We start from the raw sequence: 20,505 nt of genomic DNA, 5'->3' as shown, positions 1-20,505 counted from the left end.
AATGTCATCAAGAACAGTAGCCTAAAATTGTCTACAGCTAATTAATATATTGAGTTTGTATTGCGCTTGTTCCCTTCGCAGCAATTACGCTGATCAGGTTCTACGGATCCCGCTTTCGCGATCTCAGCCCTATGGCACTCCGACAAGTTCGCTGAGCAAATTAATTCGCTTGCTCAGATGCTTTTTAGTCTTACAAGAATTTTTAATTTACGCAAGCGCCAGATTCATAGGTCGGTGACAAACCCACTTTGTCTATGGCTTGCCATCAACTTGCTAGCGACGCACAATATTGCTCATATTCTCAGAGCAAAGAGTTAAAAAATGATGCCCAACAAATGGTTATCAACAGCAATTAGTGCCTTACTCGTGCTGACCAGTCATCAAGTTAATGCGCGGCAGCTTATCGATATTAATAACGAAATTGAAAGCAAGCCAAATACACCTGACATTAGCGAACAAAGGCAAAAGCATTTACGCGGTGCGATTACCGCTGAACGCGCTTGGTGGGATGTAAAGCATTACCAGCTATCGATGGCTGTCGATATTGGTGACCGATCTTTTGCTGGCGAAAACATCATAACCTATCAAGTAATTGATAATGCAAAAGAATTACAAATTGAGCTACAAGCACCTATGAAGCTTGAAGCTGCTGTGCAAGCAGGGCAAATCTTAGGGATTCGCCAAGAAGGTTACAGTTACTTTATTTCGACAAAAGAGCCACAGCAAATAGGTCAGGAATATCAGTTAACCTTGACCTTTTCGGGTCAGCCTCATGAAGCGAAAAATGCCCCTTGGGATGGCGGTATTACTTGGTCGGAAGATGAAGATGGCATGCCATTTATTGCTTCGTCAAATCAAGGGATCGGCGCCAGTATTTGGTGGCCGAATAAAGATCACGGCTATGACGAAGCCGACCGCGGAATTGATATGTTGATTGAAGTGCCAAGACCTTTGTTTAATGTCTCTAATGGCCGTTTAATTAACATTGAAGATCAAGGTGATAGCCGAGTTTTCCACTGGCGCGTCATCAATCCTATTAATAATTACGGTGTGAATATCAATATTGCTGACTACGTCAATTTTGCCGAGCAATATCAAGGTGAAAATGGCGTATTAGATATGGACTATTACGTGCTACGTGCTAACGAAGAAAAAGCGCGCGTACACTTTGGTGATGCCAAGCGTACTATCGAAGCGCTGGAGCATTGGTTTGGTCCATATCCGTTTTATCAAGACAGTTACAAGTTGGTTGAAGCTCCGTATCTTGGCATGGAGCATCAAAGCTCAGTCACTTATGGCAACAACTATCAGCAAGGTTACAAAGGACGTGATCTCAGCGAGACAGGTTGGGGCTTAAAGTGGGATTTCTTGATTATTCACGAAACCGCACACGAATGGTTTGCTAACAGTATTACGGCTAAGGATGTTGCTGATTTATGGATACAAGAGAGCTTTACCACCTACGCTGAAGGTTTGTTTGTTGAGTATCACTACGGCAAAGCGGCAGGGGCAGAATACTTGCGTGGGCAACGTCAAAATATTCGCAACGATAAGCCGATGATAGGGACTTATCACCAACACCAAGTGGGTTCGTACGATATTTACCCCAAAGGTGCGAATATGCTGCACACGCTTCGCCAACTCATTAATGACGACAGCAAATGGCGTGAGATTTTGCGTGGCTTAAACAAGGTTTTTTATCATCAAACCGTTACTACCCAGCAAGTGGAAGATTATATTGCTGAACAATCTGGGCTCGTGCTTAATAAGTTTTTTGATCAGTACCTGCGCGACAGTCGTATTCCTGTGCTGGAATATCGACTAATGGACGGCGAATTTAAAGCCCGTTGGCGTCATGTGGTGGATGGTTTTGCGATGGCAATTCCGGCGAAGTTTACTGGTGGTGTGGCATCTGATCAGCAAAATTTTGCGCTGACAAGCGATTGGCAAACCTTTGAACTACCGCAGGGTGCGACAGGTATTCAGTGGGACAAAAACCACTATATTGCGCAGCTTTTGATTGAGTAGGCGATGGATAAGATATTTGTCAGGCGCTAGAAAAGCAAAAAGCGCTCAGATGAGCGCTTTTGCTAAGCCCACAGTAATAAATTACTTAAGGCTAGCGTAGTACGCAGCTAAGTTAGCTACGTCTGCATCAGTTAGGCCCATCGCCATAGGAGCCATTACTGGATCTTTACGTGCGCCAGATTTGAAATCTTTTAATTGCTTCGCAATGTAAGCTTCTTTTTGGCCAGCAAGGTTAGGGTACATTGGAATAGCAGAAATACCTTCTGCGCCGTGACAAGCTGCACACATTGCTGATTTTGCTTTACCCGCTGCAACGTCGCCCGCGAATGCTGGAGCTACCATCATTGCTGCAGTTGCAATAGCAAGAGTCATTTTTTTCATAATGTCTGTCTCTCTTAATGATTAGATTTTTCTGAGCCTTAGTCGATTATATGGAAAAAGACCTAAGTTGTCCTAGATTTTTTAGTATTATGTAAACACTTACTATGACTGAAGTAATTACGATGTCCGAGCCAATTGCGTTTAATTTCGACAATCGACTTGTAAAGCATTTACCTTTTATTTATCGACCTGTATCGCCGACTCCTTTAGTGAATTCGCATTTGGTGGCGACCAGTGACGCTATGCTAGCAGAGCTTGGCATTGCAAAAGATGATTTACATCAAACTAATTTTGTTGATGTTTTTGCTGGCAAGGTATTACCTAAAGGTGGCTATTTTCATGCGCAAGTGTATAGCGGTCACCAATTTGGCCAATACGTGCCGCAATTAGGTGACGGGCGAGCCATTAGCTTCGGCGAAATTATTGCGAAGTCTGGCCAGCGGTTAGATGTTCAACTCAAAGGGGCAGGGGAAACGCCGTTTTCTCGCATGGGCGATGGCAGGGCAGTACTGCGCTCTTGTATTCGCGAATTCCTCGCTAGTGAGGCGATGGCGGCGCTTGATATTCCCACCACACGAGCGCTATGCATTATTGGTAGTGAACACGATGTTTATCGCGAGCGCGTCGAAAAGGGCGCTATCATGACGCGAACGTCGCCGAGTTATATTCGTTTTGGTCACTTTGAATATTGGTTTCATCAAGGGAAAAAAGATGAACTCAATCAGCTCGCGGATTATTGTTTAGCTGAATACTTTCCTGAGTGTTTAAGGCAGGAAAACCCACACAAAGCCATGCTGGCGGCGATTGTACAATCAACCGCGACACTCATTGCTAAGTGGCAAGTACATGGTTTTGCGCATGGGGTAATGAATACCGATAATATGTCGATTCTTGGCCTGACCATAGATTATGGTCCATTTGGCTTTCTTGATGACTATCAGCCCAGTTTTATTTGCAATCATTCCGATCATACCGGTCGCTACGCCTTTGACCAGCAGCCGAGCATTGGCCTGTGGAATTTAAATGCGCTGGCTATTACTTTCTCTGACTGGTTATCAACCGAAGAAATTCGCGCGGCGCTGAGCCAATATGAGCCAATATTCGTGCAGCACTATATTTCGTTAATGCAGCGAAAGCTTGGGTTGGCAACATGGCAAGATGAAGATCAGGCGTTGTTAGGGGAGTGGTTAACACTGCTGGCCAAGCAAAAAGCAGATTACACTCTAAGTTTCAGGCTGCTCAATCAAGTATTTGTCGATGATGTTGATAATCAGCAATGCCAAAAGTTGTTAGCACATTTTAATGATCAACAAGTTGTTATTGAGTGGCTTAAAAAGTATCGCCAGCGATTAGCGGACGATGACATGGCAGATAGTGCCCGCCATCAAATTCAAAACCAGCATAACGCTAAATTTATCTTACGCAATTACTTAGCTCAGCAAGCGATTAGGCAAGCAGAGCAGGGTGATTACACTGAAATTGAGCGCCTACAAGGCGTTTTACAAACCCCATTTGATGAGCAAGCAGGCGCAGAGCAATATGCACAGCCAGCGCCAGAATGGGGCAAGCACTTGGAAATTTCATGCAGCAGTTAACGCAACCATCATCACTTCTAGTTTCAGCAGTATTTTTGCGTGATGATCATCTCGATATTCGATTTGATGGCGAGTTTGACGAAGAAGATTTCGACATCGCGACCGAGGTGGTATTGAGTCAGTTGACGCAGGTTAGTATCTTGGAAAAAATCCCCGGCGCCGATCGCCATAATGTCAGATTCCGTGCACAAGTCGCGGAAGATTTTGGTTATTTTGTCTTAAATTTTGAAGTGTATAGCCAGTCATGCTGGTTAGAGCCAGAGTCTATTGATGAACAACCTTTGCTGGAACTTATTTGTGGTTCATTAACGGGCAATTAGCAAAGCTGACACTATCGGTTGTTAGAGAGTTTTTACTGCGAAGTGAGTAAAAAAGTTAAGCGGCAGCTAAGCAGGAAGCATAGATACTTGATTTAGGCCTTTTTGCTGAGCATTCGATAGCGCTTTTTGGGTGCGGCTAAGTAGGCTATTTAGTGTTTCTTTTTGCTTGAATTCACTAACGCCAAGTGAAATTGTCATTTGTGGTAAACGGATGCCAGATTTACTGCTAATAAAGCGTATTTTCTCTACGCCTTGGCGAATTTTCTCGGCAATTTCGCTTGCGATTCCCATTTCAACATCAGGCAGCAGAATAAGAAATTCCTCATTACCTGTGCGCACAGGTAAGCCACTTTCACCCACGTAGTTACTTACCTTGTTGGCAATCTTAGACAAAATAACATCGCCAATTAGCGAACCGAATTTATTACTAAACAGATTAAAGTCATCAACACTAACGACCAAAGCTGCGATTTGACGGTCCGGTGATTCACTCACCCATGTATCAAAATGCTTGCTCAGCGCCTTTCGGTTGTATAACCGAGTCACTGGATCTAGGTAGATTTCTTTGCGTGCCGCACTAAATTCTTGATACAAGTTATCTGCTTGCTGCTCGGTTTTCGCCAGTTGCTTCAACAATGACGCTTGTTGCTGCTTAAGCAATTCAACTGTCTGTGATAATCGCGATAGGGCCTGCGCTGCTTGCTCTTTATCACCATCTCGCACTGATGCAATATTAGTGTCGAGTGCAGACAGCAATTTATTACCTTGCGCATTAGCGTTATGACAAGTTTCACTGAGCTGGGCAGTTAGTTGCTTAGCATCATCAAAAATGTCGTCGCGCAAGTTACTTTGACCAAGTACATGGTCTTGATAAAGCTGCTCAATGAGAAAGTTATCGAGGTGATTATTGGCAAATAAATGTTGGTCTATCTTAGTGATAAGCGGTGTGTTTTTTTCGCAAATGTATTCGTAACCAATTGCGTAATTTATTGGGGTTGCAGGCAACTTCCACTGTGCTAACAGCTTAAGTGTTTTTGCCATTTTAACTTGTGCTTGTGCTAAGGAATCATGATGCTTCAATGATTCACCCCAAAAAATCTAACTACTCAGCCATTCTGGCGAAAAATGCTGAAAACTTCTAGCCTTACAAACAACTTTTATCGATTAATAGAGCAAATAGTTTAATGAGTGCGTGTTATTTATCCAGAAAGGCTGTTGTGCGAATCGAAATAGCTTTGTGTTAGCCTTAATTTGCAAGGGCGTATCGCCAAGGTAAAATAAATGCACAATAACCGCTTAATAAAGCTCGATTACGGAAGCAATAAGCTAATGAAATACCCCATTATACTCATGTTGTTCATGCTGACGGCGTGTAGCCAAACGGCGCTAAAAAGTAAGCCTAATGCCGATCAACAACTAGCCAACGTGATTGAGACTTATCACGATTATGAGCAGCAAAGTAGTCCATTCAATAACCCAGAGCCAGGCAAAACTAATGCACAATTGCCAGATTTAAGTGCCGAGACATTAGCTGAAAACCATCAACAACTGACGGATATTTTAGCCAAAGTGAATGCTATTGATGTCGAGTCACTTAGTACTGCTAACCAAATTAACTGGTCGGTACTGCAATATCGCATTCAAAATCAGGTAGATAATTACCTAAATAAAGAACACCTAATGCCAATAACTGCGGAATCTGGATTCCATGCACATATCAGTTTTATTGGCCGTATGGTGAGTTTTAAAACCGAACAAGACTACCTTGATTACCTTAGCCGCTTGGCACAAATGCCACGTTATTTTGAGCAGCAAATGACTTGGATGCGTGAAGGGTTAGCTGCTGGCTACAGCCAACCGCAAGTAGTATTGAAAGGCTTTGAAGAATCAATTACGGCCTTTATCAAAGAAGATGTGACCGAAAGTGTTTACTATCAGCCGTTTAAGTCAATGCCAAAGCATTTAACAACGGCACAACAAACATCGTTACGAACGCAAGCAACCAAGGTCATTAAAGAGCAAGTATTCCCCAGTTACCAAGCTTTTTATGATTTTATGGTGGGCGAATATCAACCCAATGCTCGACAAAATATCGCGGCAAGTAGTTTGCCAAATGGTGCCGCGTTTTACGCCAATCGCGTGAAGCATTTCACGACATTAGATATGACCGCCGATGAAGTGCACCAAATTGGTTTGGCAGAAGTTAAGCGAATTCGCGCTGAAATGAATGCCATTATTGCGAGGCTAGGCTTTGAAGGTTCTTTTGCTGATTTTGTTGAGTTTTTGCGAACAGACCCTCAATTTTACGCGACTACGCCAGAGCAACTGATCAAAGAAGCCTCTTTTCTTGCTAAACAAATGGATGCCAAGTTACCAAGCTTGTTTAAAACTTTGCCGCGCACACCTTATGGGGTAATTGAAGTTCCTGCCAATATTGCGCCTAAGTACACAACGGGCCGTTACTCTGGACCATCGCGAGATGATCAACCGGGTAATTATTGGGTTAATACTTACCGCTTAGATCGCCGCCCGCTCTATGTGTTACCAGCGTTAACCTTACATGAAGCCGTACCTGGTCATCATTTACAAGGCTCTATTGCTCGTGAAATGAAAAACGTACCAGAGTTCAGAAATGAAACTTATATTTCTGCATTTGGTGAAGGTTGGGGCCTATATGCTGAATACTTAGGTATTGAAGCTGGTATGTACCCCGACCCTTACAGTGATTTTGGCCGTTTAACATATGAAATGTGGCGCGCTTGTCGACTAGTGGTTGATACTGGAATGCATGTCAAAGGTTGGTCACGTGCGCAAGCAATGGACTTTTTAGCCAGCAATACCGCGTTGTCACTGCACAATGTTAAAACTGAAATAGACCGCTATATTTCTTGGCCTGGTCAGGCACTCTCATACAAAATTGGCGAGTTGACGATTAAGCGTTTGCGCAAACAGGCTGAGCAAGCGCTAGGCGCTGACTTTGATTTGCGTGACTTCCACGATCAATTGCTAGCAAATGGTTCGATGCCTTTGTCTATGTTGGAGGTTGTGATTACGCAATACATAGAGCAGCAGCAAGAGCAGCAACAGAAAAAGCAATAGCTGAAAGAGCTAATAAGCTAAATGTTGAATGGCGCCAATAGCATGCTGATTACATATTCAATTGATCAGCGGCTAGGTGTCGTTGTTACTGGTGTGCTACTTAGCAGAGAGGCTGCAAGGTATTAATAGGAATAAAAGAAAGAAAAGGGAAAGACACGCAAAGTATACCGTAGGAGTAGAAGGTTAGCTGAATAGCTAAAATAGATAAGCCCCCACTATATCTAAATTTGGCAGTCCCGCTGTCCTAGGTTTCCCCTTAGACCGGTAACTTTGCGTCTCTAGCTTTCACTAGATTTGCCTTTAACGAGCTTTAGTCGCTCGGCGATATTATAGTCAATATTTGCGTAGAGTAAATACTAAATCCAATTTGATGACTAAGGTTAGTCGAAAGTTGGCGCTAATTCATACGATTCGTTAAAATGCCTGCTCTGAAAAAGCTATCGTTTAAGGTTGACACTTGTTGAAACAGATTTGGTTGGTACTGACATTGGTGATGACTTGTTTGCTAAGTCAAGTTGCTAATGCACAAGCACAGTTGCCAAGAGAAGTTGTTACCGCCAATATCGAACGAGTCAGTGGTTTTTATCAGGCAGATAAAGAAGCACTTCCCTACGATGAAATAGTTTCTTTGGCGACTGAAATTGTTCAGTATCGTCATCAATACCCGAAAGACGTTATTGCTAAAGCTTACGTCTTACTTGCCGAAGTCGCAGCGAGTAAAGGTGATGCTGCACGTGCCTTTCAATTTGCGATTGACGGTTTAACTTACAAGCCACTACCTGCTGAGCTGCAGCTTAATTTAGAAATCAAATTGGCGGAAGGTTACTTTGTAAAAAGTAAATATCACAATGTCTTCCACTTTGTTGATCAAGTCTGGGAGCGCGCCACGCAAGAAGGCTTAGTAAAGTACCAACTACTGGCTTTGGGCTATCGTGCAATGGCAAATGCCCTAATTGGTGAAAATCAAAAAGCGGCTGACGATCTCCATATGGTGAAAGAGTTGGTTGAGCAAAACCTCCAATATGCGGAGCATTTACAGTTATTGGAAGTGATTGCTATCTCGTATCACTATTTAGGGGATTATCAAACTGCGATGGAGATACACGAGCGTATTCTAAAATTGCGTTTCGCGCTTAATCGCAAAAATGGTATTGAAGGAACCTATTACAATTTAGCTTCAGCGTACCGAGAGCTCGAACGATTAGATGATGCATACAATGCGTTTTGGCAGGTAAAGCAAATTGCTGAGCAGCGCGTTTGGCCAATAAAACGCGCTTATGCCGAACTTGGTATTGGCCAAGTGTTATTGGATCAACGTGAGTATCAATCTGCTTATCTCGCCCTCGTTGAAGCCGAGCATTCATTTAAAGGGCAGAATTTGAATAAGCCTTATTTGAGCACGTTAATTGCACTAGCTAAGGCGAGCTTTGCAACTGATCGCCAGGCTTTTGCATTGCAATTGCTGGTACTTGCTGAAGAGCTTGCTGAAATCGTCGAAGTAGCAGGTGATCAAGTTGATTTATACCTACTACTCGCTAATCGTTACCAGATTGAAGGTGATAAAGACAAAGCACTAGCAATGCTTAATCGTTACGTAGAATTGCAACATCAGTTTTTCAAAGATGCGAAAGCCAGAGTTATTCGTGCGCCTAGTCGGCTTGCGGTCGAAGATAGCAACAAAGCGCTTGCGCTAGATTTAGCCGAAGCATATGACGCACACACTGAATTCTCAGAACAAGTGAGGATGCAGCAACACTATATTATCGTTTTAACAACATTGAGTTTGTTTCTGCTTGTGGTTTTGATTATTCAATGGCTTACCTATCGCTCTCGCAAACAGCACGATGTGTATGAACAGTTAGAGCGCCCAACGTATTTAGTGCCTAATCCAGCACAAACCAAATATATCTACCATCGCGCATTCAAGAAAGCACGCAAGTATGAGTACCCGCTCACCATAGGTTATTTAACGATTAGCAATTGGCAAGACTTAACGTTTAGTTTTAACAAGCGGGTTATTGCCGAAGTGAACAAAACACTAGCTACATTGATTAATGAGCATATGGGGGAGTTTGATCAGAGTGGGCAGATTAACGATGGTGAGTATATTGTGCTTTTTCCGCATCAGTCACAAAGCCAAGCCAAAGCTAAGTTTGAAAAGCTCATTGATGCACTTAAGGTACGTTTTTTTGCCAATTTGGGCGAATTTTCGGTTAATATTAGGTTTTCTTTAGATACACCCGCAGTGCAGGATATCGATCCTTATATCTTCTTATCGCGCTTGAGTGACGTGTCTTAAATTATTGAAGGGTATTCAGTAGGTTTATGTTTTTTGCATTAGTTGTAATTGCCATTTTTGTTGCCGTTAGTGTTTATTTCTATTTTCGTTCAGAACGCTTACAGCATGATTTAGTTCAACAAAAACGCGATACAGCACAAACCCGAAAAAGTCATAAGCAGCTAGCTGATACGGTGGCTTCAATCGGAGCAAAGCAGCAAGAATTTTTTACTTTTCGCTACAATAAAGTAAAAGAAGAAGCAGAGCGAAAATCACCAGCAATATTGAGCGATGTGAAACGTATATCGCCACTAGTGACCAACTATGCGGCAATCTTCAATGCTTGTGCTGGCGGTAAAGAGCAACTTAAACCGACCGCGCAAACCTATTTTGAAAATCACAAACCAGGTGCTTATAAAGACTTTCTTACCTATATTTCGGGTCGTGAGAAGCATGTTGCGCGGATGTGGAGCAGCAATAATTTAAGCGGCTTTATGTCGCTGATGGAAAGCTTGTTGACTGAGCAGCAACAAGCATTGGCTAAAATAAAACTTGTGAAGAAAGAAGAAGCGCCTGAAGAAAATATCGAATTTCATAAATTCAATTAACGCTAATTAACAAGACGAATACAAACAAAAACAGCGCTATAAAGCGCTGTTTTACTATCTTTTAATGCTTGCTACTAGTTGCGAATTGTAATCTCAGGTTGAGTGTTTATTTCACCATCCCATGCGATAGTTGCTACTTTTCCATCGCATAATAGTATGGCTAAACTACTGCCGGCACTGGCTCTAATAAATGCTAGATCATACCCAAACTGAGTCAGACTGCTGGCTGCAAATTTCTGCGCTAAGGTTAATTTTTCCCATAACGTTGCTTGAATTTGGTCGTGTTGCCTTCGCTCTAACAGCATTTCACGTTTTGAAACCGCCTGCATCCTAGCCTCACATTAACTATTTAAACTGCAAATAACTATTACGTGACACTATAGAATATTGTTTAATATTTCAACAGGTAAATGTGTATATTTTATAAAAATTTAACGTAATCTTAGTGTTAGCTGAGCAGTTGTACTTAATATAACGAACACGAGTGCTGTGGATTTTGGCGGGCGAGTCTACCCTGGAAGATTGGCTGGGGTTTAATACCACTTTGATTAACTATTTAGTCTCTCAGAATGGCGTAAGCAGTATTAGAACAAACGAAATTTTGTTCTACATCTAGTGAATTTTGTGCCGTTATCATGCTGCTTACGCATTCCCAAGAGCGAGTTTTAAAGGCTCATATACCGCGTTATGGCGTTTGCTTTTCGTTCAAAAAAGGGGAGTAACTATTCTCTGCACGCCAAGCCTTGTCTATGAGCCTTTAAATTCTCGCTGAGTGACCAAATAATTATTCAATTTGGTATGATAACCAAAAACAACAAGAAGCAAAGAGGCGAGTATGAGTCAGGTGTTAGACGACTTATCATCACTATTAACACTAGAAACAATTGAACAGGGTATTTACCGTGGTCAAAGCCAAGACCTTGGTTTTAAAGCTTTATTTGGTGGCCAAGTATTAGGTCAGGCGCTGTCCGCGGCGCAAGAAACAGTAGATGAAAAGCGCCATGTTCATTCATTACATTCCTACTTTTTACGCGCCGGTGATGCAACTAAACCCGTTGTATATGACGTTGAAGTATTGCGTGATGGCGGCAGTTTTAGTGCTCGGCGCGTTAAGGCTATCCAAAATGGACAGCCTATTTTCTATATGACAGCTTCGTTTCAACAGCTTGAGCAAGGCTTTGAACATCAAGATCAAATGCCAAATGTCCCTGGTCCTGAAGGCGTTCCCTCTTACCAAGACTTTATTCGCGCAAATCAGTCAGTTTTCCCTGAGCATATCCGCAAAATTTTTCTTGCTGAAAAGCCGATTGAATTGCGCTCAGTTGAGCAATATAACTGGGTGTCACCAGAAAAAGTGCCCGCTAAAGCCCATATGTGGATCAAAACCAACGGTGATTTGCCTGATGATTTACGTGTGCACACTTATATGCTGGCTTATGCGTCAGACTTTCATTTCTTACCTACGTCACTGTTTCCGCATGGTAAAAGCCATTGGGATCCAAATTTTCAGATCGCCACGATTGACCATACCATGTGGTTTCATCGTCCATTTCGCTTTGATGACTGGTTGTTGTATGCGGTTGATAGCCCATCAGCCACTGGCGGACGAGGCTTAGTGAAAGGCCAAATTTTTAATCGCCAAGGCGAGTTGGTTGCCTCAACAATGCAAGAAGGTGTGATCCGCGCTCGCTAGTACTATTGGTATTAGTTGGCGAAACGCTGCCAATCGTGGCCTGTTGGATGTTGGAAAATTCGCAGGCCAAACTCTGGCGCAATAGCATAAATATGGTCAAAGATATCTGCCTGAATACCCTCGTAATTGACCCAATCTTGGTCATTGCTAAATAGGTAAAGCTCCAACGGAATCCCGGTTGCTGTTGGGGCTAGCTGCCTCACCATACAAGTCATTTGTTGATGAACTTTCGGATGACTTTGCAAATAAGCGGTAATGTAAGCGCGGAAAGTGCCAATATTGGTTAACTGGCGTTGGTTGCGCTTATCGGTCGCTGCACTACCCAGTTGTTGTTGGTTTTGTGCCAGCTCCGTTTGTTTTTGTGCTAAATAGTCAGCGAGCAAGCGAATACTGGTGAGCTGTTTGATTTCTTCCGCTTGGTAAAAGCGCACACTGGCGGCATCAATATAAATCGCCCGTTTGATGCGTCGGCCACCAGAGTTGAACATATCTCGCCAGTTCTTGAAGGAGCCGCTGATCAACGCATAGGTAGGCACTGTGGTTACAGTGCGATCAAAGTTTTGAATTTTTACCGTATTTAGGCCAATTTCAAGAACATCACCATCGGCACCATATTGTGGCAGTTCAACCCAATCCCCCGGGGCAACCATTTTATTCGCCGCAATTTGGATACTGGCGACTAACCCTTTAATGGTGTCTTGGAAAATAAGTAACAGTACTGCTGTTAGTGCACCTAAACCGCTCAACAGGAATATGGGTGACCGATCGATAATTACAGCAACAGACAAGATGGTTGCTACTAAATAGATAGCCAGCTTGATCAACTGAATTGTCGCATTTAGCGGCATGTAACGGGTTTTGGCTTTTGCTTGATAGATGGCCTTAATTACGTCAAGCAGTGCCGACAATACTCGGGCTATTTGAAAGATCACCGCGACACGTGCAATCGCCACTAGAATCGTTGCCTTGAGTGACTCATCAGGCAAGAAAATAGGCGTTAGCGCAATAATTAGAAAAAACGGAACCAGTAAACTAATTTTGGTAAATACTTGGTGGGTAACAAACAAGTCATCCCAGGTGTTTTTGGTTCGCTGAACAAGTTTTTGTACCAACACCAATAGACGGTGTTTAACTAAGTAGTGGCTGGCACTGGCAAGCAATAACAATAATACAATGCCCGCAACACTCGTACCCAACTCCAAATATTGGTTTGGTAAACCAAGTAAAATCAATTGCTCAGAAATCCATTGCTGCACGGGTTTACTCCTTTATCATTCTTATTATTGCCAACTTAATCAACGGCTTGATATTGAATCTTTCGAGCTTTTTATAATCGCCAAACAACTAAGTCGCGACTTCAATTGTTGTTAAGACTGATGGTCAGCCAATTCCATTTCCGCCATTGTCTGATCTTTATCGCGCCACAGCTGATTAACCCATTGCTGGAAGTTTTGTTTAAACGCCTTGTCATTGAAGTAATCGCCAATAATTTCGTCTGGAATATCGATAGTTTCAACGTTTACGTGGATCTCGCTGACATCGCCTGAAATAAACTGCTGATAACTTGGAATGCCATTCGGATAATAGATAGTCACGTTAACAATTTTATTGAGGTGTTGACCCATGGCATCTAGCACAAAGGCGATACCACCGGCTTTCGGTCTTAATAAGTGCTTAAACGGCGATTTTTGTTTTTCGTGCTTGGCCTGCGTATAGCGCGTTCCTTCAATAAAGTTCATTACACTCACAGGTTTATGTTTAAATTTTTCACACGCTTTTCGTGTTGTTTCAATATCTTTGCCAATTAAATGAGGATTCCTTTTCAAAAACGCTTGGCTATAGCGCTTCATAAATGGAAAGTCTAATGCCCACCAGGCAATGCCGAGAAAAGGCACATAGATAAGCTCTTTTTTCAAAAAGAACTTTAAAAATGGGATCTTGCCATTTAATAACCGTTGCAGCACCAGAATGTCTACCCAGCTTTGGTGGTTACTCAGCACTAAGTACCAGTCTTTAGTGGTGAGTTTATCTAAGCCGGTGACTTGGTAATTGACCTTGGTGAATAAGTTTTGAATGCCAGTATTACAGGTGACCCAATTACTTGCCATGCGATCGAGCAAATAACTAAAGAGCTTTTGCCAGCCTTTAAGTGGTACTAAAGCTTTTAATAGAGAGCTAACAACAACAGGTAACACCCACAATAATGTGTTGATGGTGTAACAAACTAAAGACAAAAATCCGATCAAAGGTCTAGGTAGAAAACTCAACATAATAATGAACTTAACTGACAAAAATTTGCTTTTAAGGTTGACGATTTTTAGATTGTAAGGGTTTAAAAAGTGTTTGAACACGGTTTTTTCTATCACCAGATAACCAGTTTTTACATCGTAAAAATCACTGGACTTGATGATAACTAGCGAAAGTGAACGGTTGTAAGCTGAACTTATATGACGAGCTATCGCAAATTACGTTTAACTATGTATTTTTAGAAAAGAACCGCTTTTTGATACTAGATTGCACCACAAAAGTGCGGATTTTTACTATGAAAAACAGTGGTATTGAATAGGTTGTCAACCAAGGTGACAAAATAAACACATTTTTAGTTAGCCATTTAAAAATATACATTTTATTAACATTTAATGGGTAAAAATAAAGGCTAGTGTAGCCATATGCTTTAAACCTATTAAAAAGATTCTTTTCGTTGATAAAAGTCGCAAAAGGTGATTGCTATTTAAGCCTTTTTCACGTCATGCTAGGCTGGTAGTAATTGAGGAGGAGTAATGAATTTTCAACGTGTTGTGATTAAAGTCGGCAGTGCCTTAGTTGCCCCTGATAAACAGGGTTGTAGCGGGCAGTATTTATTGTCGATAGCGCGCTTTATTACCCAATGCCAACAGGCAGGGAAAGAAGTGATTTTAGTTTCGTCTGGCAGTGTTGCTGCTGGCCGCGCATTAATACGACATGGCTCTCCCAACCCTTCTATCCCCACTAAACAAGCGATGGCGGCAGTGGGGCAAATGAAAATGATGGCAAATTGGCAGCGCTTTTTCGATGTGCCATGCAGCCAATTACTGATCACCCATGGCGATTTAAAAGATCGCCAGCGCTATATTAATATCAAAAATACTATTCGTATTTTACTCGCCAATGGCGTGATCCCGATTGTTAATGAAAACGATACGGTGGCAACCGATGAATTAAAAGTTGGCGATAACGATAACTTGGCAGCACAAGTAGCGCTGGTCAGTGAGGCTGATTGCTTGTTAATTCTCAGCGATGTTGATGGTTTATATCGTGAAAACCCAAAGCATAACCCTGACGCTGAAAAGCTCAGCGATGTAAGTGCGATTACTCCAGCGATATACCAGATGGCTTCAGGTACTGATAATCACATTGCGACAGGTGGTATGCAAACCAAGATTCAAGCGGCAGAAAAAGCAACAGAAAATGGCATCGCGACCTTTATTCTCAGTGGCGAAGATGCCAATGCGCTTGAACAATTCGGCCAAGGTATTAATGCCGGCACGCATTTTCATGCCCAGCAAGCACCATTTAAAGCGAAAAAACACTGGCTAAAACACACGTTAAAAAGTACTGGGCGAGTATTGCTCGATGCCGGCGCGATTCATGCTGTGACCAATAAAGGCGCGTCGTTGTTGCCTTCCGGCATTGCAGGCGTTGAAGGTAGTTTTGCTGCCGGTGACTCTATCGACATTATTGATGCGGTAAATCAATCGCCCGTTGCCAAAGGTATTAGCCAGTATAGCCATCGTGATTTGGCGAAGATTATAGGGCAAAACAGTAATCAAATTGCCGCCATTCTTGGCTATTGCCCGAGTAAAGTAGCAGTACACCGTGATGATATGGTGATGCTAAAAACGAATAGCAGTGATGTCAGTAATCAAACCAATACCAGCAGCGACAACACTCAGTAGTAAAGGAACGCACATGAATTCTAAAAACTTTGATATGCAATACATGGCACAACAAGCTAAAGCTGCAAGCCGTGAAGTGGCGCAACTAACCACAACACAAAAGAACCAGCTACTCACCGATATGGCGCAGGCCATTCGCGCTGCCAGCGCTGCAATAATTGTTGAAAATGAAAAAGACCTAGTAGCAGGGCGAGACAAAGGTTTGTCGTCAGCCATGTTAGACAGGCTAACGCTGACACCTGAGCGAATTGATGATATTGCCGCCGCCATTATCGACATTGTTAACCTGTCTGATCCGGTTGGCAATATTGCGAATATGCAGCTTCGCCCAAATGGTATGCAAGTGGGTAAAATGCGTATTCCGCTTGGTGTTGTGTCGATGATTTATGAATCACGCCCAAATGTGACCGCAGAGTCGGCAGCGCTTTGCATCAAGGCAGGTAACGCGGTGGTGCTGCGTGGTGGCTCAGAAGCTATTCACAGCAACCTTGCGCTAGCTAATTGTTTGCACCAAGTGTTGGCGACACATCAGCTAAATCCTTACATGGTTTCCGTTATTCCTGATACCAGCCGTGAAGTAATCGAACAACTGCTAAAACAACGTGATTCGATTGATTTGGTAATTCCACGCGGTGGTGAAGGGCTAATTCGTTACGTTACTGAGAACAGTCAAATCCCCGTTATTCAGCATTTTAAAGGGGTTTGTCATCAGTACGTGGATGAGTTTGCTGATTTAAACAAAGCGATTGATCTGCTTGTCAATGGTAAAACGCAGCGCCCAAGCGCTTGTAATGCACTGGAAACCTTACTTGTACACCAATCGATTGCCGAGCAGTACTTACCGAAAGCGGCTCAAGCATTAGCAGAATTTGACGTGAAAATTCATGCTTGTGCGCAATCTCAGCCATATTTTGAGGGGGCGGAACTGGCCAGTGAAGACGACTTCCAAGCAGAGTATTTGGCGCAAGAAATTGCAGTTAAAATAGTCGCGGATTACGACGCAGCGGTTGCTCACATTAACCAATACACCTCAGATCACACTGAAGTGATAGTTAGCCAAGATACCTCCCGTTGTCAGCAGTTTATCCGCCGGATCAATTCATCTGTGGTGATGGCCAATGTGTCTTCGCGTTTTTCTGATGGTGGGCAGCTTGGCCTAGGCTCAGAAATTGGCATTTCTACCAGTAAGCTGCACGCCTATGGGCCAATGGGGTTAGAGGCGCTAACCACAGAAAAGTTTGTGGTTTTAGGGGATGGCCAAGTTAGACCTTAATTGAGTCGAAGCTAGTCTGGCATTGATATAAAGAAAGCGCCGTTACTGTTTTTGCATAACTAACTTTGCAATAAGTAACGGCGCTTTTTAGTTGCTACACTAAACGGTTATTGACCCGTTGAAGACCAGCTGTAATAACCCGTATCTTTAAAGTCTTCGCCTTTTAATTGGGTTAAGGCATTCATAAATTTACCTTGAATAAACATATCTTTATAAAGCGCAAGTAAGTCAGCTTTTGTGGTCGCTTTAATATCGCGAATTTGCTGTGCTTTGGTGCTAAAAGAGTGCTTATTTTGCTCCCAATCTTGAATAAAATGGCCGACTTCAACAAAGATATTTTCAGGCTTTTTACTGAGTTCATCAGCGACTGAGTTAGCCAGTTGAGTAATCGCTTTTTCATCTACTTGCTCCAGTGCGTTGTAAAAGCCAATTTGGAAAGATTCGATTCTTTCTTTTAGCTGTTGCAAGTTTGTATTGTCACTAACAATCATCACTGACAATGCCGGATAGTCGTGAATATTCTCTTCGTAACTTCTGACCACATAGCCAACTTGTTGATTGGTTCTCAACTCCTTAAATAATGGTGTTGATGACAAGCGATTAAGCAAATGTAGCTGAGCTAGCACTTTTGCTGATTGCTCTGGGTAAATGTAAGTATCGACTAGACCAACGCCGTCTTGTTTTACCGACACTTTTTTTACGACTGCGCTACCTTGTTTAACAGAAAATTCTGAAGCTATATACCAAGGCTGCATTTCACTTTTACCCAATAATTCACGTGTTTGTTTCGCAAATTCAATCAGCTTGTTTGGTGCAAAATTACCATGGGCATAAATATCAACAAAGTTGTTGTTGAGGATTTGCTGATGCATTGCCTGTACTTTTTCTAAAGAAGCATTGGCAAGGGCTTTGCGCGTTGCCTTGACCGAATATTGATAAGGGCTACGGCGAGTTAAGTTCATTGCATGGAATGACAACTGATCGGAAATTTTCAACTCTTGCATACTTTCGAGTGAGTCATTCACAAGTTTCAAGGCTGATTTAAAGTCACGTTCAGTAATTTCTAATTCTTTGAACTCTTCTACAAGCTGAGTGGCTAACTTAAATTGCTTACTGCTACGACCAAACAAACGAAATACCGTGTTATTGGCATTGTTTGGCGCAGGGCTAATCATTACACCATTACGCTGCTGAGCGCGTTGTAACAAACGTTGATTTTCTTTAATAAAAATGACGTTAAGTAGTGATGCGCTGACTGCATTGTCGATATTCTCAGATGGGGCAGTTGAGGTTAGTGCAAGGTTTAGCACTCCCTCTTTACCCTTATGGTGAGTACTTTGTGAGTAAAACACTTGAGTGCCCGCTTCACTAAAAATTTTCTTCGGTGAAGAGTAATCGCCGTCTAGCACAACTTCTACAGCTTCTTCTTGCTCAATAATTTGCGCCGCTGGCAATTTCACCGCTAGTGGCGAGCTTTGCCATTTTACCAACTCTTGCTCGGTTATTGCTGCAACGCGGTAGCCACCCTCAGCGTAAGTTAATTCAGTATCGACTTTTTCTTCAGGATTAATGTGGTAAATACGTGCGCGTTCTGGCGTTAAATGATCGACAAGATCGCCAATCTGTTTAGCATTAAACCGCTTAGCGACAAAGTTGTGATCAATTAAATGCTCACTTGGTACATCAAAAATAGGTTGCGCTAGTTGCATAGCAAGTGGCAGTGCTGCAGGCGCTCGGTAATCTTCGTATTGAAGGTTGAGCAAGCCTTTTAGCTCGTCAAAGTGTGCTTGGCTAATACCTTGGCTTTTAATTTGCTCTAGGTAGCTAAAGGTACTCGCCAGAATTGTATCTTGCTGGGCCTGTCCTTTTTCGGTTAAAACAAATTGAATAAAGGCGCTGCCATTGTTACCCCATGCATTTGGCATAAACATTACATTGCCAAATTGAATTAGCCCTTGCTCGGTTAACGTGGCAAGCAGCGAGCCTTCTTCTTGTGAAGCAATAAGTTTTTGCACATAAGCGTTAGCTTGGCTTTGCCATTGCGACATATTGTTGGGGATCGCAAACTCTACTGCCAGTAGCGGCACTTTAACCTTACTTTGCACATAAATGTGTTGGCCTAAATGCTCTGTCTGGTAGGCCGGTAGTAGTGTGACTGGGCGCTCGACTTTCTTGTTTTTAATATTCGAAAAGTATTTTTTCGCTAACTTCTTTAGCTGCTTAGGTGTTTGGTTACCAACCAGTACCAACTTCATGATATTGGCAGAGTAAAAATCTTGGTGGAAGTTACCTAGCTCAGCTAATAGTGCCGCTTTGTCTTTGTTAAGCGTTTCTAGATTACCAACACCTAGTTGCACTCTTGGGTGCGCTAAGTTACCTGTGCGAGCTGCAGCGCGTTGCTGTACAAACTGATCTGATTGGCGATGAGTTAGCCATTCGGAATTTACCGCGTTGATTTCCTTTTGCACCATGCTTGCGTCAAACAATGGCTGCTTGATGGCGCTACTTAATCGATCGAGTGCAGGTGCAAACTGCTTGCTGTCGATTGTAAATAAGTAGGTAGTTTGCTGCTGTGCTGTATAAGCATTGGTGCGACCGCCGTTTTCACTAACGAATGCCATAAACTCATCAGGGGTAGGGTATTTTTCTGAGCCCATAAAAATCATGTGCTCAAGAAAATGCGCTAAACCTTGAAATTGCGTTGGATCTTGATATTGGCCGACTCCGACAGATAAAGTGGCAGCCGACTGTTTCAAGTTGGGGTCAGATACCGTGATAACTTCCAGTTGATTACCTAAGGTGAAGGTGTGGTATTCACGCGGGTCATTTGGGCTTTTGTTGACTGTGCCTGCATAAGTACCAAGTGCAGCGCCAGATAGCACAAGTGCGGTACTGAGCTTAGTCAGTTGTTGGGTAAAGGTTTTCATAAAGCACACGCTTCCTTGTTTTCCATGTTGTTATTAGTGAGTGTTTTGTGGGCATATCGACGAAAATACTCGGCGCTTGTCCTACCTCAAGTCTTATCAATGACGAAGACTAGTATGGCAAACTTGATTTTGAATTGCTGGAAATTCGAACTGATAAGGTTCAAGGGCAACAAACTTCACTAATATTCACTATTTACCGAGGGTGGATATCGCTATTTGAAGATTTTAGCGAACAGACACCCTATTAAACTCCGGTGAAATTAACAAGTATTGTGTGCTATATATTGATGTAGATCATTAGGTTAAGTGACTTTTGCGCAGCGATAATTAGGTGTTTGAGTGCAATGAAACGCTAATACTGGTATGGA

Annotated in this window: 15 protein-coding genes and 2 riboswitches; of the genes, 9 read left to right on the top strand and 6 right to left on the bottom strand. The window is 42.6% G+C overall.

The window, feature by feature from the left end; genetic code table 11:
* Window positions 1–53 precede the first annotated feature (53 nt).
* A riboswitch (TPP riboswitch) is annotated at window positions 54–152 on the bottom strand.
* A gap of 169 nt (window positions 153–321) precedes the next feature.
* Window positions 322–2,028, top strand: a complete 1,707-nt coding sequence (locus DXX92_RS18315; protein WP_220347674.1) for a M1 family metallopeptidase — start codon at window positions 322–324, stop codon at window positions 2,026–2,028.
* 81 nt (window positions 2,029–2,109) lie between these two features.
* Here the strand turns inward: DXX92_RS18315 and DXX92_RS18310 are convergent, their stop codons facing one another.
* Window positions 2,110–2,409 carry a c-type cytochrome gene (locus DXX92_RS18310; protein WP_116002106.1) on the bottom strand — a complete coding sequence of 100 codons (300 nt, stop codon included), beginning with the start codon at window positions 2,407–2,409 and terminating at the stop codon, window positions 2,110–2,112.
* A 122-nt stretch (window positions 2,410–2,531) separates the two neighbouring features.
* Here DXX92_RS18310 and DXX92_RS18305 point away from each other — a divergent pair, with 122 nt between their 5' ends.
* Both DXX92_RS18305 and DXX92_RS18300 read left to right on the top strand, forming a co-directional pair.
* Window positions 2,532–4,004, top strand: coding sequence for a protein adenylyltransferase SelO (locus tag DXX92_RS18305; protein ID WP_116002514.1), 1,473 nt, complete (start codon window positions 2,532–2,534; stop codon window positions 4,002–4,004).
* Entirely contained in the window at window positions 3,992–4,324 is a 333-nt protein-coding gene (locus tag DXX92_RS18300; protein WP_181901784.1) for a DUF3630 family protein, read from the top strand. The genes DXX92_RS18305 and DXX92_RS18300 overlap by 13 nt, the downstream gene beginning before the upstream one ends.
* A gap of 66 nt (window positions 4,325–4,390) precedes the next feature.
* Here the strand turns inward: DXX92_RS18300 and DXX92_RS18295 are convergent, their stop codons facing one another.
* Window positions 4,391–5,404 (bottom strand): GGDEF domain-containing protein, encoded by a 1,014-nt coding sequence (locus DXX92_RS18295; RefSeq protein WP_147301991.1) that lies wholly within the window; start codon window positions 5,402–5,404, stop codon window positions 4,391–4,393.
* 249 nt (window positions 5,405–5,653) lie between these two features.
* Between DXX92_RS18295 and DXX92_RS18290 the strand changes: the two genes are divergently transcribed.
* From DXX92_RS18290 to DXX92_RS18280, 3 genes are all read left to right on the top strand, one after another.
* Window positions 5,654–7,423, top strand: coding sequence for a DUF885 domain-containing protein (locus DXX92_RS18290; RefSeq protein WP_116002513.1), 1,770 nt, complete (start codon window positions 5,654–5,656; stop codon window positions 7,421–7,423).
* A 226-nt stretch (window positions 7,424–7,649) separates the two neighbouring features.
* Window positions 7,650–7,732: riboswitch (cyclic di-GMP riboswitch) on the bottom strand.
* 148 nt (window positions 7,733–7,880) lie between these two features.
* Window positions 7,881–9,722, top strand: coding sequence for a GGDEF domain-containing protein (locus DXX92_RS18285; RefSeq protein WP_147301990.1), 1,842 nt, complete (start codon window positions 7,881–7,883; stop codon window positions 9,720–9,722).
* Between the two features lie 26 nt (window positions 9,723–9,748).
* On the top strand, window positions 9,749–10,309 hold the full coding sequence (locus tag DXX92_RS18280) for a hypothetical protein (RefSeq protein WP_116002102.1): 561 nt from the start codon (window positions 9,749–9,751) through the stop codon (window positions 10,307–10,309).
* A 74-nt stretch (window positions 10,310–10,383) separates the two neighbouring features.
* On the opposite strand, the gene DXX92_RS18275 is transcribed toward DXX92_RS18280, so the two are convergent.
* Window positions 10,384–10,638, bottom strand: coding sequence for a hypothetical protein (locus DXX92_RS18275; protein WP_116002101.1), 255 nt, complete (start codon window positions 10,636–10,638; stop codon window positions 10,384–10,386).
* 506 nt (window positions 10,639–11,144) lie between these two features.
* On the opposite strand from DXX92_RS18275, the gene tesB reads away from it, so the two are divergent.
* A complete protein-coding gene (gene tesB / locus DXX92_RS18270; RefSeq protein WP_116002100.1) occupies window positions 11,145–12,002 on the top strand; it encodes an acyl-CoA thioesterase II in 858 nt (285 codons plus the stop codon).
* A gap of 11 nt (window positions 12,003–12,013) precedes the next feature.
* Here the strand turns inward: tesB and DXX92_RS18265 are convergent, their stop codons facing one another.
* Entirely contained in the window at window positions 12,014–13,258 is a 1,245-nt protein-coding gene (locus DXX92_RS18265; RefSeq protein ID WP_116002099.1) for a mechanosensitive ion channel family protein, read from the bottom strand.
* Window positions 13,259–13,369: 111 nt separating this feature from the next.
* On the bottom strand, window positions 13,370–14,272 hold the full coding sequence (locus DXX92_RS18260; RefSeq protein WP_116002098.1) for an acyltransferase: 903 nt from the start codon (window positions 14,270–14,272) through the stop codon (window positions 13,370–13,372).
* Between the two features lie 510 nt (window positions 14,273–14,782).
* Here DXX92_RS18260 and proB point away from each other — a divergent pair.
* Window positions 14,783–15,937, top strand: coding sequence for a glutamate 5-kinase (gene proB / locus DXX92_RS18255; protein ID WP_116002097.1), 1,155 nt, complete (start codon window positions 14,783–14,785; stop codon window positions 15,935–15,937).
* A gap of 13 nt (window positions 15,938–15,950) precedes the next feature.
* Window positions 15,951–17,210, top strand: coding sequence for a glutamate-5-semialdehyde dehydrogenase (locus DXX92_RS18250; protein ID WP_116002096.1), 1,260 nt, complete (start codon window positions 15,951–15,953; stop codon window positions 17,208–17,210).
* A 107-nt stretch (window positions 17,211–17,317) separates the two neighbouring features.
* Here the strand turns inward: DXX92_RS18250 and DXX92_RS18245 are convergent, their stop codons facing one another.
* Window positions 17,318–20,137 carry an insulinase family protein gene (locus DXX92_RS18245; protein WP_116002095.1) on the bottom strand — a complete coding sequence of 940 codons (2,820 nt, stop codon included), beginning with the start codon at window positions 20,135–20,137 and terminating at the stop codon, window positions 17,318–17,320.
* Window positions 20,138–20,505: the final 368 nt, after the last annotated feature.

Source organism: Thalassotalea euphylliae (genome assembly GCF_003390395.1).
GTDB classification, from domain to species: domain Bacteria; phylum Pseudomonadota; class Gammaproteobacteria; order Enterobacterales; family Alteromonadaceae; genus Thalassotalea_F; species Thalassotalea_F euphylliae_C.
This window is presented reverse-complemented; position numbering and strand designations above follow the sequence as displayed.